This window comes from Variovorax sp. 20P10.2.4 (genome assembly GCF_058244205.1).
Genome location: NZ_JBZAYE010000209.1, coordinates 1 through 11,068, shown reverse-complemented (window position 1 = coordinate 11,068; position 11,068 = coordinate 1). Strand labels below are relative to the sequence as shown.

Genomic DNA, 11,068 nt, shown 5'->3' with positions numbered 1-11,068 from the left:
CGCGCGAGGAATGCTGGATCACCGTCACCGATTCGGCGGGCAAGCAGTTGCTGCGGCGCAGCCTGCTGGCCGGCGAAACGGTCGCGCTGTCGGGGGCGCTGCCGCTCTCGGTGGTGGTCGGGCGCGCATCGAGCGTCGATGTGCAGGTGCTCGGCAAGCCCTTCGATCTCAAACCCTTCACGCGCAACGGCGGCGTTGCGCGCTTCGAGGTGAAATCGTGAGCGAACCCCTGCCGATCGAATCCGCGGCGCCCAAGGCGCGCCGCTCGCGCCAGGCCCGCGTGGTCTGGGGCCCGCGCGTGGTCACGGTCGGCGGCGATGCGCCGGTGCGCGTGCAGTCGATGACCAACACCGACACCGTCGATGCGATCGGCACCGCGATCCAGGTCAAGGAACTGGCCCAGGCCGGCTCCGAGATGGTCCGCATCACGGTCAACACGCCCGAGGCCGCGGCGCAGGTGCCCTACATCCGCGAGCAGCTCGACCGCATGGGCATCGACGTGCCGCTGGTCGGCGACTTCCACTACAACGGCCACCGGCTGCTGACCGACTATCCGGCCTGCGCCGAGGCGCTGAGCAAGTACCGCATCAACCCCGGCAACGTGGGCAAGGGCGACAAGAAGGACCGTCAGTTCGGCCAGATGATCGACGCGGCGATGCGCTGGAACAAGCCGGTGCGCATCGGCGTGAACTGGGGCAGCCTCGACCAGGAGCTGCTGGCCAGCCTGATGGACACCAACAGCCTGCGCGCGCAGCCCTGGGATGCCAAGCAGGTCATGTACGAGGCGCTGATCACCTCGGCCATCGAATCCGCGAAGCTGGCCGAATCCATGGGCATGGCCGGCGAGCAGATCATCCTGTCGTGCAAGGTCAGCGGCGTGCAGGACCTGATCTCGGTCTACCGCGAACTCGCGCGGCGCTGCGACTATCCGCTGCACCTGGGCCTGACCGAGGCCGGCATGGGCACCAAGGGCACGGTGGCCTCGGCCACCGCGCTGTCGATCCTGCTGCAGGAGGGCATCGGCGACACCATCCGCGTGTCGCTCACGCCGCAGCCCGGAGAGTCGCGCACGCAGGAGGTGGTGATCGCCTCCGAGATCCTGCAGTCGCTGGGCCTGCGCATCTTCGTGCCGAGCGTCACCGCCTGCCCGGGGTGCGGCCGCACCACCAGCACCACCTTCCAGGAACTGGCCAAGCAGATCGACGACTACCTGCGCCTGCAGATGCCGGTCTGGCGCAAGAAATACCCGGGTGTCGAGACGATGAAGGTGGCCGTGATGGGCTGCATCGTCAACGGCCCCGGCGAGAGCAAGCACGCGGACATCGGCATCAGCCTGCCCGGCACCGGCGAGGCACCCGCCGCGCCGGTCTTCATCGACGGCGAAAAGGCCCTCACGCTGCGCGGCGACAATATCGCCAACGAGTTCCACCAGCTCGTCGAAACCTACATCGAAAAGCGCTTCGGCCAGCCCCAGGCTGCCGACGTCGCCTGACCACTCCCTCTCCCATGGCTGACAAGATCAATGCCGTCAAAGGCATGAACGACATATTGCCGGCGAGCGTGCCGCGCACCGACCGCCTGCCCGACTCGGCCCTGTGGTCGTGGTTCGAGCAGACGGTGCGCTCGCTGCTCGCGCGCTACGGCTACCAGTACATCGTCACGCCGGTGGTCGAACCCACGGCGCTGTTCGTGCGCGGCCTCGGCGAGGTGACCGACATCGTCGAGAAGGAGATGTACTCCTTCACCGACTCGATGAACGGCGACAGGCTCACGCTGCGTCCCGAGGCCACCGCCGGCATCGTGCGCGCCATGGTCGAGCACAACGCGCTCTACAACGGCCCGCTGCGGCTGTGGACCATGGGCCCGATGTTCCGCCACGAGCGGCCGCAGAAGGGCCGCTACCGCCAGTTTCACCAGCTCGACGTCGAGGCGCTGGGCTTCGCGGGGCCGGACGTGGATGCGGAGCTGATCCTCATGGTGCGCGCGCTGTGGCGCGAGCTCGGGCTGGTCGAAGGCCAGCACGTGCGGCTCGAGCTCAACAGCCTGGGCCAGCCGGCCGAGCGCCAGGCCCACCGCGAGGCGCTGATCCGCCACTTCGAGGCACACGCCGAACTGCTCGACGCCGATGCGCAGCGTCGCCTGCACAGCAATCCGCTGCGCATCCTCGACACCAAGAATCCCGCCATGCAGGCGATGGTCGAGGCCGCGCCGCAGCTGATGGACTTCCTCGGCGAGGAGTCGCGCGCGCACTTCGCCGCGGTGCGCGCGGTGCTCGACGCCGCGGGCCTGGGCTACCGCGTCAACCCGCGCCTGGTGCGCGGCATGGACTACTACAACCTGACCGTGTTCGAGTGGGTCACCGACCAGCTCGGCTCGCAGGGCACCGTGTGCGGCGGCGGCCGCTACGACGGCCTGATCGGCCAGATGGGCGGCAAGCCCGCGCCGGCCGTGGGCTTCGGCCTGGGCATCGAGCGGCTGCTGCTGCTGATCCAGGAACTCGGCCTGCCGGTACCCGGCAGCGAACCCGCGGCCTACGCCATCGTGCCCTCGGCCGCGGCGCTGCCGCAGGCGATGGTGGTGCTCGAGCAGTTGCGCGCGGCCGGCGTGGCCGTGGTGCAGCATGCGGGCGGCGGCGGCATGAAGGCGCAGTTCAAGAAGGCCGATGCGAGCGGGGCGCGCTTTGCGCTGATCTTCGGCGAGGACGAACTCGCGCGTGGCGAGGTCACCGTGAAATCCTTGCGCGATGGCAGCGGTTCGCAGGTGGCCCGCTCGCTCGCGGACGTGGCCGGCTGGGCCGCCACCCTACAATCGCCGGCTCCCGGGGAATCATCGGACCGATCCTGAGTCTTTCAGCCTCACGGAGGCACAGAATCAAAACACACGGGCGCACCCGGCGCACCGCGGCCTCGAGTCCTTCCAACCACTGACAGCGCATGGCAACCCATCTCGATCTCGAAGAACAGGAACAGCTCGACCAGCTCAAGCATTTCTGGAACACCTACGGCACCCTGATCACCTGGGTCGTGCTGCTCGTCGCCGGCGCCTTCGTGGCCTGGAACGGCTGGCAGTATTTCCAGCGTACCAAGGCGGCCCAGGCGGCGGCGCTGTACGACGAGGTCGAGCGCAGTGCCCAGTCGGGCGACGCCGCCCGCATCGAGCGCGTGTTCAACGACATGAAGGAACGCTTCGCGGGCACCGCCTATGCGCAGCAGGCCGGCCTGCTGGCCGCCAAGACGCTCTACGACAAGGGCAATGCCGAAGCCTCGCGCGCCGCGCTCGGCTGGGTGGCCGACAAGGCCACCGACCCCGGCTACCAGGCCATCGCCAAGCTGCGCCTCGCGGCCGAACTGCTCGACGCCAAGTCCTACGACGACGCGATCAAGCAGCTCTCGGGCAACGTGCCGAAGGAATTCGAGCCGCTGGTGGCCGACCGCAAGGGCGACATCTACCTGGCCCAGGGCAAGCGCGACGAGGCGCAGGCCGAGTACCGCAAGGCCTGGACCGGCCTGGGTGCTGCTTCCGAATACCGCCGGCTGGTCGAATTCAAGCTCAACGCGGTCGGCGTCGACCCCAAGAGCCTGGCGCCCGCCATCACCGTCACCCCCGCAGTTCCTGCCAAATCCTGATCGCCAGCCATCATGAATTTCATGCGTTTCATGCCTGAATCGACCGCCGTGCGTGCGGGGTCTGCTCTTGTTTTGGTAGCGGTCCTGGCCGCCTGCTCGGGCACCTCCAAGCCGAAGCCGGCCGAACTGCCGACCAATGCCTCGCTGATCGGCGTGCGCCAGGCCTGGAGCGTGAAGATCCCGGCGGTCAAGTTCCCGCTCACCACCGACATCAGCGGCGACATCGTGACCGTGGCGGCCGCCGACGGCACCGTGGTCGGCATCGATGCTCGCGCGGGCCGCGAAACCTGGCGTGCCAGCGTCGGCGCACCGCTCACGGCGGGCGTGGGCAGCGACGGCAGCATCACCGCGGTGGTCACCACCAACAATGAACTGGTCGCGCTGCAGGGCGGCAAGGTGATCTGGAAGCAGCGCCTCACGGCGCAGGCCTTCACCGCGCCGCTGGTGGCCGGCCGCCGCGTCTTCGTGCAGACCGCCGACCGCAACATCAGCGCCTGGGACGGCGAGAGCGGTCGCCGCCTCTGGTCGCAGCAGCGCACCGGCGAGAACCTCGTGCTCAAGAAGCCGGGCGTGCTGCTCGCCGTGGGCGACACCCTGGTGGCCGGCATCGGCGGCCGCCTCGCGGGCATCAACCCGTCGAACGGCACCTCGCGCTGGGAATCGCCGATCGCGGCGCCGCGCGGCACCAACGACGTCGAGCGCCTGGTCGACCTGACCGGCAGCGTGAGCCGCGTGGGCGACACCGTCTGCGCGCGCGCCTACTACGCCAGCGTCGGCTGCGTCGACACGCTGCGCGGCACGCTGGTCTGGAGCAAGGCAGCCTCGGGCGCCGAAGGCCTGGGTGGCGACGATGGTTTCGTCTACGGCACCGAAGCCGATGGCAGCGTCACCGCCTGGCGCCGCGCCGACGGCGAACGTGCCTGGCAGACCACCACCTTCAAGAACCGCACGCTGACCGCGCCGCTGGCCGTGGGCCGCTCGCTGGTCATCGGCGACAGCACCGGTCTGCTGCTGTTCGTCTCGCGCGAGAACGGCGGCCTGCTGAACCGCGTCACGCCCGATGGCTCGGCCATCGAAACCGCTCCGGTGGTCGTGGGCAACACGGTGGTGGTCGTCACGGCCAACGGCGGCGTCTTCGGCTACCGTCCCGACTGATCTTTTTTCCAGGGCATGGCCATGAATTGCGAATCCGCGAAGGAGCGGCCATGAAACCCGTCATGGCCCTGGTGGGCCGTCCCAACGTCGGCAAGTCGACCCTGTTCAACCGTTTGACCCAGACGCGCGATGCCATCGTGGCGGACTTCGCCGGGCTGACGCGCGACCGCCACTACGGCAACGGCCGCCTGGGCAAGCACGAGTTCATCGTCATCGACACCGGCGGCTTCGAGCCCGACGCGGGCAGCGGCATCTTCAAGGAGATGGCCAAGCAGACGCGCCAGGCCGTGGCCGAGGCCGACGTGGTGGTGTTCGTGGTCGACGCCCGCGAGGGGCTGTCGGCACAGGACCACGACATCGCCAACGAGCTGCGCCGCCTGGGCAAGCCCTGCGTGCTGGTGGCCAACAAGTCCGAAGGCATGCACGACGGCTCCAAGCTGGTCGACTTCTACGAGCTGGGCCTCGGCGAGGTGCATGGCGTGTCGGCCGCGCACGGGCAGGGCATCCGCGGCCTGGTCGAACTGGCGCTCGAGTCGCTGAACCTGCCCGAGCCCGAAGAGGACGAGGACGGCGAGGACGACGTCAACAAGCCGATCAAGCTCGCGGTGGCGGGGCGCCCGAACGTCGGCAAGTCCACGCTGATCAACACCTGGCTCGGCGAAGAGCGTCTCGTGGCCTTCGACATGCCCGGCACCACGCGCGATGCGATCTCGGTGCCGTTCGAGCGCAACGGCCAGCGCTTCGAGCTGATCGACACCGCCGGATTGCGCCGCAAGGGCAGGGTGTTTGAGGCGATCGAGAAGTTCTCGGTGGTCAAGACGCTGCAGGCCATCGAATCGGCCAACGTCGTGCTGCTGCTGCTCGATGCCACCCAGGGCGTGACCGACCAGGACGCCCACATCGCGGGCTACATCCTTGAGAGCGGCCGCGCGGTGGTGATCGCCATCAACAAGTGGGACGCGGTCGACAGCTACCAGCGCGAGCAGATCCAGCGCCAGATCGAGACCCGGCTGGTGTTCCTCAAGTTCGCCGCGCTGCATTTCATCTCGGCCATCAAGCGCCAGGGCCTGGGCCCGCTGTGGCAGGCGATCGCGCAGGCCCACAAGTCGGCCACCCGCAAGATGTCGACGCCGGTGCTGACCCGTCTGCTGCTCGAGGCGGTGCAATTCCAGACGCCCAAGCGCACCGGCATGTTCCGGCCCAAGCTGCGCTATGCGCACCAGGGCGGCATGAATCCGCCGCTGATCGTGATCCACGGCAATTCGCTCGAGCATGTGACCGACGCCTACAAGCGCTTTCTCGAGGGGCGGTTCCGCAAGGAATTCGACCTGGTGGGTACACCATTGCGAATCGAATTCAAGAGCTCCCACAATCCCTACGCCGACAAGGACGAGTGAGTCTTGGGCACCGTTGGCGGCCGATGAGCAGCCGCCGGAACGGAAGTTCCGTCTTTTGAGAACCGTTATTTTTCAAAGGCTTTTGGCGCGGAATGCTGCAGCGCGGGAGGCCTGTGTTAAGGTCCCTTTTCCAACAACTACTCTTGAACACGGAGAATATCGTGAGCAATAAAGGGCAACTTCTACAAGACCCGTTTCTGAACACACTGCGTCGCGAGCATGTGCCGGTTTCCATTTATTTGGTGAACGGTATCAAGCTGCAGGGTCAGATCGAGTCTTTCGACCAGTACGTCGTGTTGCTTCGCAACACGGTGACACAGATGGTCTACAAGCACGCCATTTCCACCATCGTGCCGGGTCGTGCCGTCAACTTCTCGGCCAACGAGAACGACGACGCCGCAGCCTGATCGGCGCGGAGCGCGGCGGTGTCAAACCCGCCGCGCTTTTCCCCTTTTCTGATACCGCTTGTCTGAACTGAATTCCCGCCAGGAAGGCGCCGTCGTTCTCGTCGGCGTCGACTTCGGGCTGCCCCATTTCGACAGCGAACTCGAAGAACTCGGCCTGCTCGCGCAAACCGCGGGCCTCTCGCCCGTGGCGCGCCTCGTGTGCAAGCGCAAGGTGCCCGATGCGGCGCTTTTCGTGGGCAGCGGCAAGGCCGACGAGATCAAGGAGCTCGCCGCGATGCATCGCGCGAGCGAGGTCATCTTCGACCAGTCGCTGAGCCCGGCCCAGCAGCGCAACCTCGAGCGCCAGCTCGACGTCGCGGTGTACGACCGGACCTTCCTCATCCTCGAGATCTTCGCGCAGCGCGCGCGCTCGCACGAAGGCAAGCTGCAGGTCGAGCTCGCCCGCCTGCAGTACCTGAGCACGCGCCTCGTGCGCCGCTGGTCCCATCTGGAGCGCCAGACCGGCGGTGCCGGCGTGCGCGGCGGCCCGGGCGAGAAGCAGATCGAGCTCGACCGCCGGATGATCGCCGAGTCGATCAAGCGTACGCGCGAGCGCCTGGCCAAGGTGCAGAAGCAGCGCGGCACGCAACGCCGCCAGCGCGAGCGCCGCGAGACCTTCAACATCTCGCTGGTGGGCTACACCAACGCCGGCAAGTCCTCGCTGTTCAATGCGCTCGTGAAGGCCCGTGCCTACGCGGCCGACCAGCTGTTCGCCACGCTCGACACCACCACGCGCAACCTCTACCTCGGCGATGCGCGCCGGCAGGTGTCGATCTCCGACACTGTGGGCTTCATCCGCGACCTGCCGCACGGGCTGGTCGACGCCTTCAAGGCGACCCTGCAGGAGGCGGTCGATGCCGACCTGCTGCTGCACGTGGTCGATGCCTCGAACCCGCACCATCCCGAGCAGATGGCCGAGGTGCAGACGGTGCTGCGCGAGATCGGCGCCGACACCGTGCCGCAATTGCTGGTCTTCAACAAGCTCGATGCCCTTGAAAGCACGCAACGTCCGCTGCATCTGCAGGACGACATGGACATCGACGGCGTGCAGGTTCCGCGCATCTTCCTGAGCGCCCGCAGCGGCGAGGGCCTGCCTCTGCTGCGCGCCGAGCTGGCCCGCCTCTCGGGCTCGATCGCCGATACCATGACCCCTGAGGGTGACGCTGAATTGCACGGCGCCACCCATTGATTGGGCACAATCCCGCCACTGACAAGAGAACGACGCGAATGAATGCAAAGCCAGTGTGGAAAGGGTTCTTGGGCATGTTCAACCTGAACGATGGCCGATGGGGGCGGGGCGACGATTCGTCCTCCTCCAATGGCGATCGCCCTTCGGGCAACAGGCCTCCCGACGCCGATCCCCCGGGTGCCCCCACGCCCCCGCCTTCGGGCAACAACGGCAACAACAACCGCCCGCGCGGCCAGGGTCCGAACCAGGGTCCGCCGGACCTCGATGAACTCTGGCGCGATCTCAACCGCAAGCTCGGCGGCTTCTTCGGCGGCGGCCGAGGCAACAACAACCGTCCCAGCGGCGGCAACGGTGGCGGCAATGGCTACAAACCCGACATGAAGAACGCCGGCTTCGGCATCGGCCTGGTGGCCATCGTCGCCGTGCTGATCTGGCTCGGTACCGGCTTCTTCATCGTGAACGAAGGCCAGCAGGCCGTCATCACCCAGTTCGGCCGCTACAAGACCACCGTGGGCGCGGGCTTCAACTGGCGCCTGCCGTACCCGATCCAGCGCCACGAGACCGTGGTCGTCACGCAGATCCGCTCGACCGACGTCGGCCGCGACGCCATCGTGCGTTCCACCGGCCTGCGCGAGTCGGCCATGCTGACCGAGGACGAGAACATCGTCGAGATCAAGTTCGCCGTGCAGTACCGCCTGAGCGATGCGCGCGCCTGGCTCTACGAGAGCAAGACGCCCGCCGACACGGTGGTGCAGGTGGCCGAGACCGCCGTGCGCGAAGTCGTCGGCAAGATGAAGATGGACGCGGCCCTCGCCGAGGAGCGCGACCAGATCGCGCCGCGCGTGCGCCAGCTCATGCAGAACATCCTCGACCGCTACCAGGTCGGCGTCGAAGTGGTCGGCATCAACCTGCAGCAGGGCGGCGTGCGTCCGCCCGAGCAGGTGCAGGCCGCCTTCGACGACGTGCTCAAGGCCGGCCAGGAACGCGAGCGCGCCAAGAACGAGGCGCAGGCCTATGCCAACAACGTGGTGCCGCTGGCCACCGGTACCGCTTCGCGCCTGAAGGAAGAGTCCGAGGCCTACAAGGCACGCATCGTGGCGCAGGCCCAGGGTGATGCCGGCCGCTTCGCCTCGGTGCTGACCGAGTACCAGAAGGCGCCGCAGGTCACGCGCGACCGCATGTACACCGACGCCATGCAGCAGATCTACGCCAGCACGACCAAGGTGCTGGTCGACAGCAAGCAGGGCTCGAACCTGCTGTACCTGCCGCTCGACAAGCTGATCCAGCAGACCGGCAACAACCAGGCCACCCCGGTCGATGCCGCCAGCCCGAGCGTCGCCGGTACCGCGCCGGTGCAGTCCTCGGTGATCCCGGTCGCGCCGACCAACGACATGCGTGCCCGCGACGGCCGCTCGCGTGACCGCGACGTGCGTTGAACCTGGAAGGCAACAAGAACATGAACAGAATCGGATTCATCGCTTCGTCGATCCTCGTGCTGCTGGTGCTGCTGAGCTCGACCCTCTTCGTGGTCGACCAGCGCCAGTTCGGCGTGGTCTACGCCCTGGGCCAGATCAAGCAGGTCATCACCGAGCCCGGCCTCAACTTCAAGCTGCCGCCGCCGTTCCAGAACGTGTCGTACATCGACAAGCGGCTGCTCACGCTGTCGAGCCTCGACACCGAGCCCATGCTCACGGCCGAGAAGCAACGCGTGGTGATCGACTGGTACGTGCGCTGGCGCATCACCGACCCGCAGGCCTACATCCGCAACGTCGGCCTCGACGAGAACGCCGGTGCCATGCAGCTCAACCGCGTGGTGCGCAACGCGTTCCAGGAAAACATCAACAAGCGCACCGTGCGCGACCTGATCTCGGTGCGCCGCGAGGCCCTGATGGCCGACGTGCAGCGCGAGGTGCTGACCGTGGTGAAGGGCGCCAAGCCCTGGGGCGTCGATGTGGTGGACGTGCGCATCACGCGCGTCGACTACGTGGAAGCCATCACCGAATCGGTCTACCGCCGCATGGAGGCCGAGCGCAAGCGCGTGGCCAACGAGCTGCGTTCCACCGGTACGGCCGAAGGCGAGAAGATCCGCGCCGACGCCGACCGCCAGCGCGAAGTGATCGTCGCCAATGCCTACCGCGACGCGCAGAAGATCAAGGGCGAGGGCGATGCCCAGGCCGCCTCGGTCTACAGCGAGTCCTTCGGTCGCGATCCGCAGTTCGCGCAGTTCTATCGCAGCCTCGAGGCCTACAAGCAGAGCTTCAACAAGAAGAGCGACGTGATGGTGGTCGATCCCTCGTCGGACTTCTTCCGCGCGATGCAGGGCTCGGGTTCGGCCGCCGGCGCCCCGCGCCGTTGACGCCTCCGCTCGCCTCGGTTTCGGGAACGTGAGTTCCGACACCTTCTGGAGCGCGCTGGCGCTGGTGCTGGTGATCGAGGGCATCCTGCCCTTCGTGTCGCCCGGCGGCTGGCGTCGCGGCTTCGGCCAGCTGATGCAGCTGCGCGATGGCCAACTGCGCTTCTTCGGCCTGTGCTGCATCGTGCTCGGGTTGTGCCTGCTCTGGCTGCTGGCCTGAGGCCGGCAGCGCTGCTTTTCGACCGCCTCGCCGCCCGCTTCGAGCGGGCGCCGCCGGGGCGCTTTTCGGCTGCCGGTAGAATTCCGGTTTAACCACGCCCCCGATCCCCATGTCCGCCTGGGTCCTCCCGGATCACATTGCCGATGTGCTGCCCTCCGAGGCGCGCCACATCGAAGAACTTCGCCGCCAGTTGCTCGACACCGCCCGCAGCTACGGCTACGAGCTGGTGATGCCGCCGCTGCTCGAGCATCTGGAGTCGCTGCTCTCGGGCACCGGCGAGGCGCTCGACCTGCAGACCTTCAAGCTGGTCGATCAGCTCTCGGGCCGCTCGATGGGCCTGCGGGCCGACACCACGCCGCAGGTCGCGCGCATCGATGCCCACCTGCTCAACCGCGACGGCGTGGCACGGCTGTGCTACTGCGGCCCGGTGCTCCACACCCGTCCCGACCGCCCGCACGCCACGCGCGAGCCGCTGCAGTTCGGCGCCGAGATCTATGGCCATGCCGGCCTCGAGGCCGACACCGAAACCCTGCTGCTCGCGCTCGATTGCCTCGACGCGGCTGGCCTGCGCGAGGGCGTGATCGTCGACCTCGCCGATGCCCGCATCGTGCGCGCGCTGTTCGCCGGCGTGCCGGTCGACGCGGCCGTGCTGGCGCGCGTGCATGCGGCCCTGGCCGCCAAG

General features: G+C 67.7%; 12 protein-coding genes. All 12 read left to right on the top strand.

The genetic code is table 11. From position 1 onward, the window contains the following. Positions 1–221: DUF4115 domain-containing protein (locus AC27VN_RS19825; protein WP_490877602.1), on the top strand; the 221-nt coding region annotated here is incomplete at its 5' end. Between the two features lie 8 nt (positions 222–229). Then, positions 230–1,492 (top strand): flavodoxin-dependent (E)-4-hydroxy-3-methylbut-2-enyl-diphosphate synthase, encoded by a 1,263-nt coding sequence (ispG, locus tag AC27VN_RS19820; protein WP_281077512.1) that lies wholly within the window; start codon positions 230–232, stop codon positions 1,490–1,492. A 14-nt stretch (positions 1,493–1,506) separates the two neighbouring features. Beyond that, complete coding sequence (hisS, locus tag AC27VN_RS19815) at positions 1,507–2,844, top strand: histidine--tRNA ligase (protein ID WP_490877601.1); 1,338 nt, start codon at positions 1,507–1,509, stop codon at positions 2,842–2,844. Positions 2,845–2,933: 89 nt separating this feature from the next. After that, on the top strand, positions 2,934–3,626 hold the full coding sequence (locus AC27VN_RS19810; RefSeq protein WP_093342613.1) for a YfgM family protein: 693 nt from the start codon (positions 2,934–2,936) through the stop codon (positions 3,624–3,626). A 12-nt stretch (positions 3,627–3,638) separates the two neighbouring features. Then, positions 3,639–4,781, top strand: a complete 1,143-nt coding sequence (gene bamB / locus AC27VN_RS19805) for an outer membrane protein assembly factor BamB (protein ID WP_093342611.1) — start codon at positions 3,639–3,641, stop codon at positions 4,779–4,781. Between the two features lie 50 nt (positions 4,782–4,831). Then, entirely contained in the window at positions 4,832–6,178 is a 1,347-nt protein-coding gene (gene der / locus AC27VN_RS19800; protein ID WP_208509375.1) for a ribosome biogenesis GTPase Der, read from the top strand. Between the two features lie 161 nt (positions 6,179–6,339). Further along, entirely contained in the window at positions 6,340–6,585 is a 246-nt protein-coding gene (hfq, locus tag AC27VN_RS19795) for an RNA chaperone Hfq (RefSeq protein ID WP_056582504.1), read from the top strand. A 58-nt stretch (positions 6,586–6,643) separates the two neighbouring features. After that, positions 6,644–7,813, top strand: a complete 1,170-nt coding sequence (hflX, locus tag AC27VN_RS19790; RefSeq protein WP_093342608.1) for a GTPase HflX — start codon at positions 6,644–6,646, stop codon at positions 7,811–7,813. 74 nt (positions 7,814–7,887) lie between these two features. Then, the gene (hflK, locus tag AC27VN_RS19785) at positions 7,888–9,249 is read left to right on the top strand and encodes an FtsH protease activity modulator HflK (protein ID WP_203205550.1); all 1,362 of its coding nucleotides are present in this window, start codon (positions 7,888–7,890) and stop codon (positions 9,247–9,249) included. Between the two features lie 20 nt (positions 9,250–9,269). After that, complete coding sequence (hflC, locus tag AC27VN_RS19780) at positions 9,270–10,169, top strand: protease modulator HflC (protein ID WP_203205551.1); 900 nt, start codon at positions 9,270–9,272, stop codon at positions 10,167–10,169. Between the two features lie 28 nt (positions 10,170–10,197). Then, positions 10,198–10,386: a DUF2065 domain-containing protein gene (locus AC27VN_RS19775; protein WP_093342605.1), complete on the top strand. Its 189-nt coding sequence runs from the start codon at positions 10,198–10,200 to the stop codon at positions 10,384–10,386. 109 nt (positions 10,387–10,495) lie between these two features. Next, positions 10,496–11,068 (top strand): ATP phosphoribosyltransferase regulatory subunit (locus AC27VN_RS19770; RefSeq protein ID WP_490877600.1); only part of this gene is annotated, 573 nt, incomplete at its 3' end.